19 protein-coding genes are annotated in these 15,544 nt (G+C 40.8%); 8 read left to right on the top strand and 11 right to left on the bottom strand.

Going from position 1 to position 15,544, the window contains the following annotated elements:
* Positions 1-11: 11 nt before the first annotated feature.
* The 5 genes from OQ289_RS03925 to OQ289_RS03905 all read right to left on the bottom strand — a co-directional run bounded on the left by OQ289_RS03925 (position 12) and on the right by OQ289_RS03905 (position 3,101).
* A complete protein-coding gene (locus OQ289_RS03925) occupies positions 12-806 on the bottom strand; it encodes a sulfite exporter TauE/SafE family protein (RefSeq protein ID WP_270089502.1) in 795 nt (264 codons plus the stop codon).
* Between the two features lie 122 nt (positions 807-928).
* Positions 929-1,558, bottom strand: coding sequence for a Crp/Fnr family transcriptional regulator (locus OQ289_RS03920; protein WP_270089501.1), 630 nt, complete (start codon positions 1,556-1,558; stop codon positions 929-931).
* A 12-nt stretch (positions 1,559-1,570) separates the two neighbouring features.
* A complete protein-coding gene (locus OQ289_RS03915; RefSeq protein WP_270089500.1) occupies positions 1,571-1,984 on the bottom strand; it encodes a DUF6691 family protein in 414 nt (137 codons plus the stop codon).
* Positions 1,985-1,994: 10 nt separating this feature from the next.
* On the bottom strand, positions 1,995-2,546 hold the full coding sequence (locus OQ289_RS03910) for a YeeE/YedE family protein (RefSeq protein WP_270089499.1): 552 nt from the start codon (positions 2,544-2,546) through the stop codon (positions 1,995-1,997).
* Positions 2,547-2,690: 144 nt separating this feature from the next.
* The gene (locus OQ289_RS03905; protein ID WP_033564941.1) at positions 2,691-3,101 is read right to left on the bottom strand and encodes an RNA-binding S4 domain-containing protein; all 411 of its coding nucleotides are present in this window, start codon (positions 3,099-3,101) and stop codon (positions 2,691-2,693) included.
* A 528-nt stretch (positions 3,102-3,629) separates the two neighbouring features.
* Here OQ289_RS03905 and OQ289_RS03900 point away from each other — a divergent pair.
* From OQ289_RS03900 to brnQ, 6 genes are all read left to right on the top strand, one after another.
* On the top strand, positions 3,630-4,451 hold the full coding sequence (locus OQ289_RS03900; protein ID WP_033564749.1) for a 2,3,4,5-tetrahydropyridine-2,6-dicarboxylate N-succinyltransferase: 822 nt from the start codon (positions 3,630-3,632) through the stop codon (positions 4,449-4,451).
* Positions 4,452-4,466: 15 nt separating this feature from the next.
* Positions 4,467-5,042, top strand: a complete 576-nt coding sequence (locus tag OQ289_RS03895) for an L-threonylcarbamoyladenylate synthase (protein WP_270089498.1) — start codon at positions 4,467-4,469, stop codon at positions 5,040-5,042.
* A gap of 130 nt (positions 5,043-5,172) precedes the next feature.
* Positions 5,173-5,652 (top strand): DUF4920 domain-containing protein, encoded by a 480-nt coding sequence (locus tag OQ289_RS03890; RefSeq protein ID WP_270089497.1) that lies wholly within the window; start codon positions 5,173-5,175, stop codon positions 5,650-5,652.
* Positions 5,653-5,709: 57 nt separating this feature from the next.
* Positions 5,710-6,522, top strand: a complete 813-nt coding sequence (locus OQ289_RS03885) for a hypothetical protein (protein WP_270089496.1) — start codon at positions 5,710-5,712, stop codon at positions 6,520-6,522.
* Positions 6,523-6,701: 179 nt separating this feature from the next.
* Positions 6,702-7,544, top strand: coding sequence for a dihydropteroate synthase (folP, locus tag OQ289_RS03880; RefSeq protein ID WP_270089495.1), 843 nt, complete (start codon positions 6,702-6,704; stop codon positions 7,542-7,544).
* Between the two features lie 60 nt (positions 7,545-7,604).
* Entirely contained in the window at positions 7,605-8,903 is a 1,299-nt protein-coding gene (gene brnQ / locus OQ289_RS03875; protein ID WP_270089494.1) for a branched-chain amino acid transport system II carrier protein, read from the top strand.
* 78 nt (positions 8,904-8,981) lie between these two features.
* On the opposite strand, the gene metG is transcribed toward brnQ, so the two are convergent.
* Positions 8,982-11,051: a methionine--tRNA ligase gene (metG, locus tag OQ289_RS03870; protein ID WP_270089493.1), complete on the bottom strand. Its 2,070-nt coding sequence runs from the start codon at positions 11,049-11,051 to the stop codon at positions 8,982-8,984.
* A 101-nt stretch (positions 11,052-11,152) separates the two neighbouring features.
* Here metG and OQ289_RS03865 point away from each other — a divergent pair, with 101 nt between their 5' ends.
* Positions 11,153-12,055 (top strand): S66 peptidase family protein, encoded by a 903-nt coding sequence (locus OQ289_RS03865; RefSeq protein ID WP_270089492.1) that lies wholly within the window; start codon positions 11,153-11,155, stop codon positions 12,053-12,055.
* A 4-nt stretch (positions 12,056-12,059) separates the two neighbouring features.
* Positions 12,060-12,467, top strand: a complete 408-nt coding sequence (locus tag OQ289_RS03860) for a DoxX family protein (RefSeq protein WP_270089491.1) — start codon at positions 12,060-12,062, stop codon at positions 12,465-12,467.
* A gap of 73 nt (positions 12,468-12,540) precedes the next feature.
* On the opposite strand, the gene OQ289_RS03855 is transcribed toward OQ289_RS03860, so the two are convergent.
* The 5 genes from OQ289_RS03855 to OQ289_RS03835 form a co-directional block, all read right to left on the bottom strand.
* On the bottom strand, positions 12,541-12,993 hold the full coding sequence (locus OQ289_RS03855) for an ABC transporter ATPase (protein WP_270089490.1): 453 nt from the start codon (positions 12,991-12,993) through the stop codon (positions 12,541-12,543).
* A 124-nt stretch (positions 12,994-13,117) separates the two neighbouring features.
* Entirely contained in the window at positions 13,118-13,663 is a 546-nt protein-coding gene (locus OQ289_RS03850; RefSeq protein WP_270089489.1) for a DUF420 domain-containing protein, read from the bottom strand.
* A 1-nt stretch (position 13,664) separates the two neighbouring features.
* Positions 13,665-14,393 carry an SCO family protein gene (locus OQ289_RS03845; RefSeq protein WP_270089488.1) on the bottom strand — a complete coding sequence of 243 codons (729 nt, stop codon included), beginning with the start codon at positions 14,391-14,393 and terminating at the stop codon, positions 13,665-13,667.
* A gap of 5 nt (positions 14,394-14,398) precedes the next feature.
* Complete coding sequence (locus OQ289_RS03840; protein ID WP_033564738.1) at positions 14,399-14,782, bottom strand: cytochrome C oxidase subunit IV family protein; 384 nt, start codon at positions 14,780-14,782, stop codon at positions 14,399-14,401.
* 23 nt (positions 14,783-14,805) lie between these two features.
* Positions 14,806-15,540 (bottom strand): cytochrome c oxidase subunit 3, encoded by a 735-nt coding sequence (locus OQ289_RS03835; protein ID WP_033564737.1) that lies wholly within the window; start codon positions 15,538-15,540, stop codon positions 14,806-14,808.
* Positions 15,541-15,544 lie beyond the last annotated feature (4 nt).

Genomic DNA, 15,544 nt, shown 5'->3' with positions numbered 1-15,544 from the left:
GTCTACTTCTTCTAAATATTAAAAATCTCCTCAACCAATATCAACAGTCCCATGCCCAAAACAAACCATCCGAATATAGTCTTAAGTCGTTGCCCACTTACTCTCTTCGCGATTAATGTTCCTATCAGAATCCCCAAAATAGCCGCCAGTGAAAAGATAAACAACAATTTCCAGTCCACTTGATGTCCATCTATCTCAATAAAACCTACAAACCCTATCAACGAATTAAAGGCTATAATCAATAACGATGTCCCAACCGCTTTCTTCATTGGCATTCCCCCAAAAAGAACTAATGCAGGAATAATCAAAAATCCGCCCCCTGCCCCGACCATACCTGTCACCAACCCCAAGAAACCACCTTTGATTATGATCTGTTGATAATCCAGAGTATGATTTTCTTGAAGCGAACAATCTTTAGTTCGAATCATCGAAATCGAAGCCAACAACATAATCCCTGCGAATAGTAACATGATTAACGCTCCCTTTGTCAATTCAAATTCACCAACCGACAGAATATGCTCGGGAATCAATGGCACCAAATATCCTCTAGTTATCAAGACCATTATAATAGAAGGCACACCAAAGAGAAATACCATTCTATAATCTACTTGTCTGTGAATCGTCTGCGTGACTCCGCCCACCAACGATGTCAAACCTACGATAAATAAAGAATAGGCCGTCGCGAGTATAGGATCGATATCCAACAAGTAAACCAATATTGGAACAGTCAATATAGACCCACCACTACCGATCATACCAAGTGATATTCCAATCAATACGGCTAACAAGTAAGCGACTATTTCCATTTTTTCTTTTAATGATTAGACTACAAAGCTATTCAGCTCCGCCCACTAAAACGGTAACATTTGTTACAACAGGTGATTATCAAGTTAGCATTTCGAGGGGAGGTGGGATTTCCATCCAACTCTCAAGAGAGATCGATGGTATTTCGATTCAGCCTTATCTTTCCTTCATTTTCAAAAACTTTCAAAATACGGGATACGACCACACGCGAAGTATTGAGCGCATCGGCGATCTCTTGATGGGACTTGTTTATAGTACGACTTTGACCTACTTTGGCCAATTCTTCCAAATAGTTCATAATTCGACTATCCATTTTATGAAAAGCCAGATTATCAATTGCACCTAGCATCTCTTCAAACCTATTATTGTAACTGGAAAACACAAAATTACGCCATGTGCCATATTTGGCCAGCCATTCCTCCATCTTAGTAATCGGCACCATCGCTACCAACACATCACGTTCAGCGATAGCTTTGATTTCACTTCTCTTATTGCCCAGACAACAAGCCAATGTCATCGCACAAGTATCACCTCTTTCCAAAAAATACAACAGCAACTCCCCTTCGCGCGCATCTTCACGCAATATTTTGATAGCGCCATTAATAAGCAAAGGCATCATCTTTACATACTGTCCTACATCTATGATCGTATCGCCGGCTTTATACTCCATAAAACGCGCGCTTTCCTCAATCTCGCCCAAGAGTCTAGGTTCAAAGACGGATTGATAGGCCTGTAAAAGTGCCGCATGCATCATACTGTCTTTTTTTTAATGAGGTAATTTATTACGCAGCATTCCATACATCCAGGTTCCCAAAATAGCTCCGAAAATAACGATTAAAATCGGAAACACCCCAGCACCGATTAACACAAACATTGGCAAAGGGCACGCTCCAACCAAGGCCCAACCCAGCCCAAAACTAATTCCTCCAAATAAGTACCGTTTAAATACTTTTTCTTTGGGTTGTATCGCAATAGCATGGCCATCGATGTCCTTTATACTCTTCCTTTTGATCCACTGGATTCCACCAATCCCAATAAGCAGAGCCGAACCGATGAATCCATACATATGAAAGGACTGGAAGCTAAACATTTCATATATCCTAAACCAAGATGCTGCTTCAGCCTTGTACATCGTCAATCCTAAGATTAATCCGATAAAGATAAAAATCAATTTTCTCATGTCTTAATACTTAAAAAATAAAGGGAAATAGAAGATGTACCATCACCAATCCTCCTATAAAAAAACCGATAACGGCAATTAGGGACGGTAATTGTAAATCGCTAAGTCCTGAAATAGCATGACCAGATGTACACCCGCCAGCATATCGAGTACCAAACCCCACCAATATGCCACCAAAAAGCAATAGCCCCAAAGATTTGATGGTCAAATCCTGATATAGCTCTGATGGCGCATAAGCTTGTCCTGCACTCGCAAACCCCAAACCTTGAAGGTGAGCGATAGTATCTGGACTGATATCCGGCACCTGCTGTCCATTGGACAATAGATGCGCACCTATATACCCACCTATCACGGCACCCCCTAAAATCAACAAATTCCAGATTTGGGATTTCCACTCGAATCTAAAAAAATCTGACGTTTTCCCTGCACCCAGTATAGAGCACATTGTCCTAAAATTAGCCGAGACACCAAAATTCTTGCCCAATAAAATAAGTGCAATCATAGAAAACGCTACAAGCGGACCGCCTATATACCACGGCCATGGACCATAAATCAATTCCATATCATCATTTTTTATCATTTGCAGATGAGAGCTTCCCCTTAGTATTCGAAATCGCTTCCATATGCTTTTTATTTTCTACAAAGATCAGCTATAAATCTCAATAGTTTGGCTACTTAAGTTACACAACTTCGGCTATTGTATTCCCTAATCATCCTCAAGAGATTCCCACCATTCATTTTGAAGGCCCTCAATATCTCGTCTATCTCGTTTGGTAGGTCGTCCAGCTCCTCTGTCTCGTTGCAAGACAGGTTGAAGAAAGACAGACTTATAAGCATAAGTCTCTTCCAAAGGAGTATGATCTTCATAAAATTGTACAGCTGTCTTGGCATCCACCCGACGTTCTAGTAGGCCCACAACCTTAATCACTCGACGCTCTGCTCCCTTTTGGATGGCATAAGTCTCACCGACTTTGACAGGATAGGAAGGCTTGATATTCTGTCCCTTTAGCTTTACCCTTCCTGCTTTACATGCCTCAGTTGCCAAACTTCGTGTTTTAAATATCCGGATGGACCATAAATACTTGTCTATTCTAAGTTTTTCTTTTTCTTCTGCCATAGTTTTATTGGAATAATTATATTGTAACTTGCCTATTGTCCCAGACCTATGAATCAACTTCCCTCTGTCGGCAACTTCGTAACATAGACTATCTGATTGCTCAGATGTCATGGTAGAATCAAAGTTAAAAGTAAAAAATGAAGTTATGAAGACGCAAAAGTAATAAAGACGTTAACGAGCTATCCTACGTTAAAGGTTTTATGCTAGGGTTTCGTGATCTCTCGTACACATCCACGAAATCTAACGTCACCCTCCCTGTACCTATCATCTGTTTTAGATGCTAACTAGATGAATTGCTCTAGCGAGGAGCACAACTAAATGATACCTCCATTTTAGAAGATAGCCCTACGGGCCCTAGACAATTTCCTAAGCCAGGTTGAACACATATGCAGATCGCAAATATTGGATAAATCCAACAACTAAAAAATACACAGAAAGCACAGTCAAATTAGTAGATAAATTTTAAACGCCCTTCCGATGTCAACATTTTTTTTCATCTTTGTTATACAACATATCAGATATAGTTCGATGGAATTAGAAAATTTGCAAAAATTAATTGAAGACGCTTGGGAAGACAGGCAATTGTTAGAGTATAAAGAGTACACCGAAGCCATTCGCACAGTTATTCAAAAATTAGACAACGGAGAAATCCGTGTGGCTGAACCTATTGGTACAAGATGGCACGTAAACGAATGGGTAAAAAAAGCGGTCATCCTATATTTTCCTATCCGAGAGATGAAAGAAATGGAAGCTGGTCCTTTCGTATATCACGACAAGATGAAGTTAAAAACTAACTTCAAGCAGTTGGGTGTACGTGTAGTACCTGGGGCATCTGCACGATATGGGGCATATTTGGCTAAAGGGGTCATTATGATGCCTTCGTATGTCAACATCGGCGCTTACGTAGATGAAGGCACTATGGTAGATACCTGGGCCACAGTAGGTTCTTGCGCTCAAGTAGGTAAGCATGTGCACCTCAGCGGGGGTGTCGGTATAGGCGGTGTATTAGAGCCCCTACAAGCTTCGCCCGTTATTATTGAAGATAATGTGTTCGTAGGGTCGCGCGTGATTGTTGTAGAAGGTGTTCGCGTAGAATCTGAAGCTGTCCTTGGTGCAAATGTTGTATTGACAGCGTCTACAAAAATAATTGACATCACTGGACATGAACCCGTAGAGTACAAAGGACGCGTACCTGCCCGTTCCGTTGTCATCCCAGGGTCTTATACAAAAAAATTCCCCGCTGGAGAATACCAAGTACCTTGCGCATTAATCATAGGCCAACGTAAGGAATCTACGGACAAAAAGACATCACTTAATGATGCACTTCGCGATCACAATGTCGCTGTTTAATTTCACTTCAACCGGATGAGTACAATAGATCGAGAAGATATCAATAAAGCCCTCGAGACATTAAAAAATGGAGGGCTCATCCTATACCCAACAGATACGATTTGGGGCATAGGATGCGATGCCACAAACGCTGAAGCGGTAGAACGTGTATTTGAATTAAAAGGACGTGCAAAAGAGAAGAGTCTTATCGTATTGTTGCACAATGAGAATCAGCTGGCAGGATACGTCAATGATGTTCCAGAAGTAGCTTACCAACTCATAGAGTATACTGACAAACCTTTGACGATTATTTACTCCAATGCCAAAAACCTCGCCTCTAATGCGGTTGCAGACGATGGGTCTATTGGAATCCGATTGGTAAAACATCCCTTTTGTGAGCAACTATTGCAGCGTTTTAGAAAACCCATCATTTCGACCTCCGCCAATGTCAGCGGCCAACCCTCTGCTGCAAAGTTTGATGATATCGATGAAGAGATTATCAAAGGTGTGGACTATGTCGTGAAATACGGACAACAAGAACGTACTATTGGAACTCCTTCCACCATTATGAAATTAGACCCAAGTGGCAAATTTGAGTTTATAAGAAAATAACGTCTCCGTGGAGCATGGATAAACGAATTACCCCTGTCTACAAGTAGACGGGGGTTCTTCAGCTAACCTACTCGCACAAGTGAACCTATGCTTTCAGCTATCAAAAACACGTATCAGTAATTATTTCCCGATGAAAAAAACAACACTATTTTTGGTCTTATCAATTGCATGCATATCTTCAAGTATAGCGCAGCAAACGAAGATTCCTTCAGCTAAGTCTGGTATGCAGTATGGAAAGAAAATCAACTACAATCAGGCTATCTCTGTAGCCAAATTGGAAAAATCTTTCGGGAAAGATAGTGTTTACACGGGTAAGATAGAAGGAGTCGTGCTCGAGGTCTGCAAAAAGAAAGGATGCTTCATGACCATCAAGCGAGACGGAGGAAAAGAACCCATCATGGTTCGTTTTGCCGATTATAGCTACTTCATGCCAGAGGATATTGTCGGTAAGACCGTAGTCGTAGAAGGCAGAGCTAGGGTAAAAGAATCCACTGTCGCTTGGCAAAAACATTATGCTGAAGATTTAGGCAAAACCAAGGAAGAAATCGCCAAAATTACAAAGCCCAAAGCATCTATAACCATCATAGCGGACGGTGTAGTTGTAAAATAAAATGCAAACAGTTCTGTAGACATCGCTTAACATCGGCCTTTCTATCATTTATGTTCTATGAAAATATACATATTCATCGTCCTCGCATTGCTGACCTCCCTTACAGGATGTATCAACCACTCGAAAAAACAAGAACTCGCTCATTCGGAGATTCCTCCCACCCTCGTCGATACCACAGGCACCGTTAAATTCAACTCGGACAGCTTGCAGATTTCGGAGATAGACTCTCTTGCCTTTACACACCTCAAAACTTCAACGACCTATCAGCCTGACACTTTATATACAATCAGTGATTTCGAAAAAGTAAAGAAAATGCTGGAAGGTCGGGTCGTCTTCGCCGGCTACAACGAACATTCTGCGTTAGATTCTACCATTGATGGGCCATTTGTGAGTAGTATACAATTCAAGAATGGAAAATTACACTATTACGAGACATACGATTCCATAGAGCAGGTCAAACGAGTGACGGATGTCGCTTTTGTAACATACTGTCCCTCTGAAGATATATTACTTTGCGAAGGTGGCCACACATCCGATTATAGCTTTAACTTAACAACTGGCGAACAAGGCGGTGAGGTAGGAAACCCGAACTGTATAAGGTATAATCAATCTCAGACCATCAGACTCAATGGTTACTTCCCTGGACAAGAATGTGAGGAATATTTTATCCAGAAAAAGAATAATTCGGGGTTCAAAACCATATTTAACCTGCGAGATTTTTTCGCATTTCTTGAAAAAGAAAACCTCTATTTTTGCTTTATATCAGATGTTTTTTGGCGTGGCGACAACAAAATGTATTTCAAGCATATCTATTATCCATCTGCAGTTCCCATTTCTAAATTTTACGCCATAACGATTAACAAAATATAACTTAGTCTAACTTCTCTCCTAGATCATACACTTCCCTTCAAAAACGAGTGTCGAATGGCTTGTAAAAGTTAATATTATGTTACAACCATCAGTAACAGATTGGCAGGAACAGATGAATAAATTCATTTTATGGGTTATCACAATTATATTGTAAATGAATTTATTTAGGTTTGTCTACTATGAAGATGATGCATACCCACCAAGCTCAATCAATCAACGTAAAAGGAGAGCTTATCACATTTGACTACCCACAATTAATGGGCATAGTCAACGTCACCCCAGATTCGTTTTTTGATGGAGGTCAGCATACGACCATAACCCAGGCCCTGCTAAAAGCATCCCAACTATTGAATGATGGGGCCAATATTCTGGATATCGGGGCCTATTCTTCTCGTCCAGGGGCCCCGTTAATCTCTTCCCAGGAAGAAATGGATAGGGCACTCCCTGTCATTGAAGCGATACATCATGCCTTTCCTAACGCCATACTCTCGATTGATACCTTCCGCGCGGATGTCGCCGCAGCGAGTATCCAAGCAGGTGCTAGCATCGTCAATGATGTATCTGGAGGCACTATTGATCAACAAATGTTTACCACAGTAGCAAGATTACAAGTTCCATATATTCTAATGCATATGCGTGGATTACCCGAGAACATGCAGGAATTCACCGTTTACGAGGATATCGTCACGGATGTCGCTACTTTTTTAGGAAATAAGATTTCAGAATTGCGGGCACTTGGTGTGAAGGATATTATTCTAGATCCTGGATTTGGCTTCGCAAAAAACACCACTCAAAATTATGAACTCCTACATCGTATTGATGAGTTGCATTACTTCGGACTTCCTATTCTAGGTGGACTGTCCCGAAAATCAATGATTTATAAAAAACTTGGACTCCAAGCCCATGATGCACTAAATGGAACGACAGCCCTAAATACAATCCTTCTTAGTAAAGGTGTCCAAATACTGCGTGTCCACGATGTGAAAGAGGCCAAACAGATTGTGGATTTATTGTTTAATTAGAAAGTCCTATTATATTTGCGGGACAGAAAAACAAAATCAACCCGTCAAACCCAATACACGTTGAAAAAAATCAGTGACATCACCACCCTAGGCTTTGCCTTATTTGCCATGTTCTTCGGAGCAGGTAATCTATTGTTACCCCCACTCATAGGCTTGAGCAGTGGCAGTCAATGGGATTCGGCTATTTTAGGATTTGGGCTCACAGGTATTCTCCTTCCTTTTTTAGGTGTATTGGCCGTCATTAACTCAGGGGAGACTTTTAACGATTTAGGAAATAGGTCACACCCGTACATAGCCACAATACTTGGAATCATGATCATGTTAGGGATAGGTCCACTTATAGCCATACCGCGTACGGCTGCTACTACTTTTGAAGTAGGACTCTTACCGACTTTCCCGAACCTATCTCCTATTTGGGGTTCAGTGCTATTTTTCGCAATAACTTTTACACTCTCTATCCGTCCTTCAAAAGTAGTCGATGTCATTGGAAATTTTTTGACCCCTGTATTATTAATCCTTTTATTAGGATTAATCCTCATGGGTATATGGCATCCCATTTCTTCCGATTTTGCTACCAAAATAGTTAAAAGCGAGGCCTTCAAGATTGGATTTATGGAAGGCTATCAGACCTTGGATGTATTGGCTTCTGTCATTTTCACTGGAATCATCATCTCGGCGGCCAAGATGAAGGGGTACGAAAAGCTCAAAGACAAGAATAAGATAGTCACCAGTGCCGGTCTCTTAGCTGCTATATTTCTATTCTTGATTTATGGAGGACTTGTACTCTTAGGTGCTACATCAGGTTTTCCACTGACTGATGAAGTCAAAAGAGCGGAACTACTACTCTATATTTCACATCAGATATTTGGCCGCTATGGCACAACAGCTATATCACTAAGCATCGCCCTTGCTTGCCTAACAACAGCTATTGCTTTGACATGCGCTGTAGGTACATTTTTCAGTAAGCTATCAGGAGGTAGGGTCAGCTACCAATGGATTGTCACTATCTGCTGTATCTTATCTGGCGTACTCGCCATCACTGGAGTAGAATATATTATTCAAGTAGCCTATCCCTTTTTAGCATTCATCTATCCCATTGTCATCACACTGGTCCTATATGTGCTCGTCTTTGGGAGGATTCTTTCTACGAATCTTCCTTTTATAGGGGCTATGATAGGTACTACTTTAGTCTCGACCATCTATCTGTTATCGAGTTTTGACCTCCATCTTCAAGGTGCTGAGCACCTCGTCCAAGCTATTCCCCTGGCCAAGTATGAGCTTTGGTGGGTCCTGCCCTCATTTGCATCTTTCTTGCTATTCTTACTATTTGATTACTGGAGAAAGAGACAAGCGGCCTAAACCTTCGGTATAACATAAAAAGGGCGAATCTTATCAATCCGCCCTTTTCGCTATAGCGATATATACAATAATATTTATCTATCTCACTGTACTTCCAGGTTGAATGGCGGTTGATGGTTGTACAAAATCCAAACGACCATCCATGTCCTCAGCCATCAAAATCATACCTTGTGACATGATGCCCTTTATTTCTCTCGGCTCCAAGTTCACCAATATGGAGACTTGACGTCCAACAATAGTTTCAGGGGTGAAAAACTCAGCTATCCCAGAAACTACCGTACGTTGATCTATTCCTGTATCAATCGTTAACTTAAGCAATTTTTTTGTTTTAGCGACCTTTTCGGCTGCAAGAATAGTACCCACACGGATATCCATCTTTACAAAATCATCAAAATTAATATTTTCCTTCACTGGCGCTGCAGGCATCACAACTTTAGCATTATTGGCCTTCGCAGCAGCTAGCTTATCCAATTGGAATGCAATTTGTTCATCTGTGATTTTTTCAAACAATAGCTGTACCTCACCCAAACCATGTCCATCAGCCAACAAATCTTCTCTTCCCGCCTGCGACCAATCCTGTTGTGGTAAATCTAGCATTTCAAAAAGTGTCGTTGATGTTTTAGGTAAGAAAGGTTGAGCAAGCACCGCCAGATTTGCAGCAATTTGCAACGACACGTTCAACACCGTTTTGACACGTTCTTCATCCGTTTTGATTACTTTCCAAGGCTCAGCGTCCGCCAGATATTTATTACCTAATCGCGCAACATTCATAAATTGTGCCAACGCTTCACGGAACCGATACTGACCTATACTTTGCGTAATCTGTTCCGGATATTTCTTCAATTCATCAAATACATACTGATCGGTCGCCTCCAAAGCAGAACCTCTCAGGACTTTTCCTTCAAAATATTTATGCGAAAGTACCATTACCCGATTCACAAAATTCCCCAGAATAGCCACCAGCTCATTGTTGACACGCGCCTGAAAATCCTTCCATGTAAATTCACTATCTGAAGTCTCAGGGAGAATGGAGGTCAACACATATCGCAACTCGTCTTGCTTACCCGGGAACTCCTCCAAATATTCGTGCAGCCATACTGCATGGTTTCTAGAAGTTGACAATTTATCGCCCTCTAGATTCAAGAATTCGTTGGCGGGAATATTATCAGGCAAGATATATCCACCATGTGCATGAAGTATCGCTGGAAAAATAATACAGTGGAAGACAATGTTATCCTTTCCTATGAAATGAATCAAGCAAGAATTGTCTTCTGGATTGGGTTGTTCTTTCCAATAGTCTTCCCAATTCTTACCATTGTCCAAAGCCCATTGTTTAGTAGCAGAAATATAACCTATTGGAGCATCCAACCATACGTATAGTTTCTTTCCTTCAGCCTCCTCCAATGGCACATCTACGCCCCAATCCAAGTCACGCGTCATCGACCTCGGGTGTAGACCAGATTTCAACCAAGAAGAACATTGACCAAACACATTGGACTTCAACTCATCTTTCTTACCTTCAATCAACCACTTTTCTAACCAAGGTTGGTATTTGTCCAACGGTAAGTACCAATGCTTCGTCTCTTTCAATACGGGAGTCTTCCCACTCAGCGTTGATATCGGGTTAATCAGGTCCGTAGGACTCAATGAAGTACCACATTTCTCACACTGATCACCATAGGCACCTTCGGAATGGCAATTAGGACAAGTACCTACAATATATCGATCCGCCAAAAACTGATGAAATTCTTCGTCGTAATATTGCTCTGAAAAGCGCTCGACGAATTCACCTTTCTGATATAAATTCAGAAAAAATTCTTGGGAAAGTTGATGATGTATCGGTTCGGAAGTACGATGGTAAATATCAAAAGATATTCCAAACTCTTCAAAACTATCCTTTATTTGTTTGTTGTATTTATCAATAATCTCGCGAGGAGTAATACCTTCCTTTTTCGCTTTAATCGTAATAGCTGCGCCATGCTCATCCGAACCACATACATACACGACATCTTTCTGATTAAGACGCAAATAACGGACAAAAATATCTCCCGGGATATAAGCTCCAGCCAAATGCCCAATATGCAATGGTCCATTGGCGTAGGGCAATGCCGATGTAATGGTGTAACGTTTTTTATCTGTACTACTCAAAGTATAATTGTAATTTAGATGTGTTCAAAAAATAAAAAACAAACATTTTTTGTTTGTTTGACAAAGATAATTCAATTTGCGCTATTAAAATAAAGATATACGTGAAAATACCTGATTTTATTCAAGCCGGAGATAAGGTTGCAATTGTAGCACCAGCCAGTTTTATTCGTGGCAATATAGACGAAGCCGTCAATATTTTAGAAAACTGGGGATTGAAAGTACAACTCGGCCAGTCCGTCGGTTCGACACATCACCAATTCGCAGGCGATGACAGTTTAAGAGCTCAAGATTTACAAGACGCCTTGGACAATCCGGAGATAAAAGCAATATTTGCAGCCCGCGGCGGTTACGGCTCAGTGCGTATCATAGACCGTATCGATTTCACTAAATTCCAGAAAACCCCCAAATGGATCATCGGATTTAGTGATATAACCGTTTTACATAGCCACGTACAACAATTGTATAAAATCCCGACCATTCACGGTCAGATGCCTAAATCTTTTGCAGATGGCACCTCTGAATCCTTGGAAACATTGAAAGCGGCCCTCTTTGGTCATAAGATAGATTTCAATTATATCCAAAAGTCATTCGTCAACCGTTCGGGATTGGGTGAAGGGGTGCTCACAGGTGGAAATCTAGCTATACTACAAAGTATCATTGGCTCGCAATCGGATGTAGACTATGCCGGAAAAATACTCTTCATTGAAGATGTCGGAGAGCAGTATTACAATATCGACCGCATGCTATGGACACTTAAGCGAGCCAACAAATTAGCGGCACTCAATGGCCTGATTGTAGGCGGTTTCACCTCGATGAAGGACAGCGCCCCTTCCTTCGGTCAATCTGTAGAAGAAATCGTGATGGATAAAGTAATGGAATACAATTACCCGGTTGCATTTGCTTATCCAGCAGGTCATATAGACGACAATCACGCACTCATGATGGGCCGAAAGGTCCAATTAGTAACGACCAAAACCAAAGTAAAACTCAACTATATAGATTAATAAAATGGCGATACTCTCTTCTTTATCAAAACAAAAAGATTTAGGCTTACTCATACTACGTGTAGGCGTTGGTGCATTTATGATTTTACATGGTCTTCCCAAATTGACGGGTGGACCAGATGTATGGAATGGTGTAGGTAAGTCAATGGGCAATTTAGGCGTCACATTTATTCCGGCATTTTGGGGATTTATGGCAGCCGTTACGGAGACTATAGGTGGCTTATTCTTTTTAATGGGACTATGGTATAGGCCCGTTTGCATTTTGTTAGCTTTCACGATGCTTGTCGCAGGTGCAAAGCATCTAAGCGCTGGCGATGGCTGGGGTGGAGCCTCCCATGCATTGGAATTAATGTTTGTCTATATCGGTCTAATATTCATAGGCCCTGGCTCATATAGTGTAGACAAAAAGTAATAAAGAAAGCGGCCATTGAATATCAACAGCCGCTTTTCTCTAATTATACTAATTCTAAAAATTCGCTTACAACTCAATTAAAGACCTTCGCGTGCCAACTCTTCTTAAATGGAATTTCCCATTCATTCAATAATGCAGCCTCTTCGGTCACCATATTATTAAAGACGATAGTATCGGGCGTAATCAAGCCGGCTTGTACCAGCTGTTCGAACTCTTGTCGTGCGGCTACTTTAATTTCACCCTGATCTCGATAGGCCAACTGAAAACGATCAAATAAGCTCACCCCAAATTCGCTTTCCAATCCCTTCAAAAAATGCACGGAACTATCTATTGAACAACCTGAAGGGGGTACTTGCTTCTCATCGACTCCAAGTATAATAAACAGTCCATGTCGCAATTCAGCCTTAGCGGCCAAAGACTTCCCATGGGCATTCCAAACCTCTACAAACGAAGATAGTTTTTGCTGAATTATATTCTGCTCTTCCACACTGAAGCGACGACTTGATTGATAAATCCAAACTCTCATAACTATTAAAATTATAAAGACTAACTTGACAACACAAAAAGTATTATCCAGATTCTCCTAATACAAACTACCTATATCCGGCAGGGACACGGGTATTACCACACGTCAATCGTTATACCAAACGCTAGTGTGCATAGTAGGGCGAAATCATTAAATAAACCACAACTCCAGTAACAGCTACATACAGCCACATCGGATAGGTAATCCGCGCCAACTTTTTATGTCTCTCATATGCCCCAGCGATTCCTCTTACAAAGGTAATCAGTACAAAAGGTATTATTACAATCGATAGCAGTATATGTGATATCAAAATGACAAAATAAACATATCGCATAGCGCCCTCACCACCATATGGTGTCGAATCAGCAGTCATATGGTAGGCTACATACATCCCTAAAAAAGCCACAGAACAAGCTATACAGAGCTTAATCAATCGTTCGTGTAGCTTTCGATTGCCCTTTTTAATGGCAGCCACCGCCCAAACCAGTAGAATAGCGGTCAGCCCGTTAATAGCCGCATATATAGGTGGCAAAAATGACAACGGTGTCACATCGTACCCTAGTTTTCTCAAATTTACGCCGAAAAGTATAGCTACGACCACTGGAATAGTGATAGACAATATCACAATCCATTTATTATACTTTTTCTCCGCCAGTGTTTGTTGTCCCATATTAATCTCTTTTTTCGACCTTCGTCGGTATATTGCGAAATTCCTCCACCAATTGTACTTTAACTTCTTCCTCTAAGCGTTCCAGCTCAGTCGTCAAATTCAAATCATAAAATCCTCTAATACGCCTCTGCGAATCCAATAATACATAAGAACTACCAATAATCAACTTGGAGGAGTCTTGCGTATCAACCATAGCATCCAATAATAGTTCTTCTCGTGCAAACTTTAGTATGTCAACCGATGGACTTGTCAGAAACGACCAATTCTTTTCTTCCGACCTATATCCTTGGGCGTATATCTTCAATATCTCAGGAGTATCACTATTCGAATCGACTGAAATAGAATAGAAACGTACTTTTGGATTACGCTTCAAATTAGTGGCAACTGCATTCAATCTATTGATCATCGTTCGTGAGAATGACTTATCCTTAGTATAGAAAAGATGAACAACAGATATCGTTGAATCGTTATCAATAAAATTAACAGTCTTCCCATTCATATCCGTAAATTGAATGACAGGAACTTGATGAAACAAGGTATCCTTAAACTCCCTTCCCATCTTACGACTTACAGTACCGCTAAGCACTTTCTCTCCGTAGATGGGGAGCTTTACATATGTATTTGAAGCTCCCATTCGGTTCACCAATACATACAAAAATCCTGGCAGCAGGAGAACCATAGCCAGGATTATTAGAGTAGAAATACCTTTCTTACGAGAAGTATTTTGCATGAATATTATTTATTTGGCCACATCGGGTACTCATGAAAATGGTGCAGTAAGTAATCACCTTCTGTCAGCATGAGAATAATAAAATAAATGATAAAGATAAAAACAATACCACAACAGACAATGAAGCTCGATTTTTCAAATTTCAAGTGCATAAAGTAAGCGACGATATAGTACGCCTTCACTAAGGTCAATACGATATAAATGGTATTGACCAATGCACCTTTCGCCAAGATTTGCCAGTGATGAACAAATCCTAAGGCAATTAAAAACTCTAAACATGTTAGCGCAAGAAGAACAAAGAAAATTCTCCAGATGCCCTTCTTATCCATTCCGCCGTGGTCATGGTCATGACCTTCGTGTGCAGCTATATTATCGTGATGATTTGACATAATCAGTTCGTGTTAAAAAGTAATTAGACTAGATAGAAGAATGTAAATACGAATACCCAAACCAAATCGACAAAGTGCCAGTATAGACCCACTTTTTCAATCATCAGGTAGGAACCTCTATTTTGAAAAGTATTGTTCATTGTCATAAAAAGAACAATTATATTCAAGATTACCCCAATCGATACGTGAAATCCGTGGAACCCTGTAATCGTAAAGAACAAGTTCGAGAATTGAAGTGCCGATACGTAAGAAATATCATTCGTGAAATAAGGTCTCAAAGCTTCCGCAATGGCGTCGCCTTCCAAACCAGTTCCTGGATTCTGACCAAACCAAAAGCCTAGGTGATGTAAGTGCGTCCATTCTGTAGCTTGACAACCTAAGAAAGCCAAACCACCGAGAATAGTCCACAACATCCATTTCACGACCTCGTCTTTTTTGTTACGATGACCAGCATCTACCGCCAATACCATGGTAACGGAACTCATGATTAAGATAAACGTCATGATACCTACGAAAACCAAAGGCTGTCCACTATCCGCGATAAGAGGAATAGATTGAAAGACCTTATCTGGATCCGGCCACGTGAAATGCGCAAAACGTTGAGCTCCATAATAAATCAAGAAAGCCGAAAATGTAAATGCGTCCGACACAAGGAAAAACCACATCATGATCTTTCCATACTCTAAGTTCCAAGGTGACTTACCGCCACTCCAAGGGCCGTCCTTTACCTTATCCAATTGCGATACAGTTGTACTCATTGTT

This window comes from Sphingobacterium sp. SYP-B4668 (assembly GCF_027627455.1).
Lineage (GTDB): Bacteria > Bacteroidota > Bacteroidia > Sphingobacteriales > Sphingobacteriaceae > Sphingobacterium.
This window is presented reverse-complemented; position numbering and strand designations above follow the sequence as displayed.

What these genes read in the sequence shown, in the direction of transcription:
- OQ289_RS03925 (WP_270089502.1), bottom strand. Translation starts at nt 806, where the DNA reads ATGGAAATAGTCGCTTACTTGTTAGCCGTATTGATTGGAATATCACTT.
- OQ289_RS03920 (WP_270089501.1), bottom strand. Translation starts at nt 1,558, where the DNA reads ATGATGCATGCGGCACTTTTACAGGCCTATCAATCCGTCTTTGAACCT.
- OQ289_RS03915 (WP_270089500.1), bottom strand. Translation starts at nt 1,984, where the DNA reads ATGAGAAAATTGATTTTTATCTTTATCGGATTAATCTTAGGATTGACG.
- OQ289_RS03910 (WP_270089499.1), bottom strand. Translation starts at nt 2,546, where the DNA reads ATGGAATTGATTTATGGTCCATGGCCGTGGTATATAGGCGGTCCGCTT.
- OQ289_RS03905 (WP_033564941.1), bottom strand. Translation starts at nt 3,101, where the DNA reads ATGGCAGAAGAAAAAGAAAAACTTAGAATAGACAAGTATTTATGGTCC.
- OQ289_RS03900 (WP_033564749.1), top strand. Translation starts at nt 3,630, where the DNA reads ATGGAATTAGAAAATTTGCAAAAATTAATTGAAGACGCTTGGGAAGAC.
- OQ289_RS03895 (WP_270089498.1), top strand. Translation starts at nt 4,467, where the DNA reads ATGAGTACAATAGATCGAGAAGATATCAATAAAGCCCTCGAGACATTA.
- OQ289_RS03890 (WP_270089497.1), top strand. Translation starts at nt 5,173, where the DNA reads ATGAAAAAAACAACACTATTTTTGGTCTTATCAATTGCATGCATATCT.
- OQ289_RS03885 (WP_270089496.1), top strand. Translation starts at nt 5,710, where the DNA reads ATGAAAATATACATATTCATCGTCCTCGCATTGCTGACCTCCCTTACA.
- folP (WP_270089495.1), top strand. Translation starts at nt 6,702, where the DNA reads ATGAAGATGATGCATACCCACCAAGCTCAATCAATCAACGTAAAAGGA.
- OQ289_RS03860 (WP_270089491.1), top strand. Translation starts at nt 12,060, where the DNA reads ATGGCGATACTCTCTTCTTTATCAAAACAAAAAGATTTAGGCTTACTC.
- OQ289_RS03855 (WP_270089490.1), bottom strand. Translation starts at nt 12,993, where the DNA reads ATGAGAGTTTGGATTTATCAATCAAGTCGTCGCTTCAGTGTGGAAGAG.
- OQ289_RS03850 (WP_270089489.1), bottom strand. Translation starts at nt 13,663, where the DNA reads ATGGGACAACAAACACTGGCGGAGAAAAAGTATAATAAATGGATTGTG.
- OQ289_RS03845 (WP_270089488.1), bottom strand. Translation starts at nt 14,393, where the DNA reads ATGCAAAATACTTCTCGTAAGAAAGGTATTTCTACTCTAATAATCCTG.
- OQ289_RS03840 (WP_033564738.1), bottom strand. Translation starts at nt 14,782, where the DNA reads ATGTCAAATCATCACGATAATATAGCTGCACACGAAGGTCATGACCAT.
- OQ289_RS03835 (WP_033564737.1), bottom strand. Translation starts at nt 15,540, where the DNA reads ATGAGTACAACTGTATCGCAATTGGATAAGGTAAAGGACGGCCCTTGG.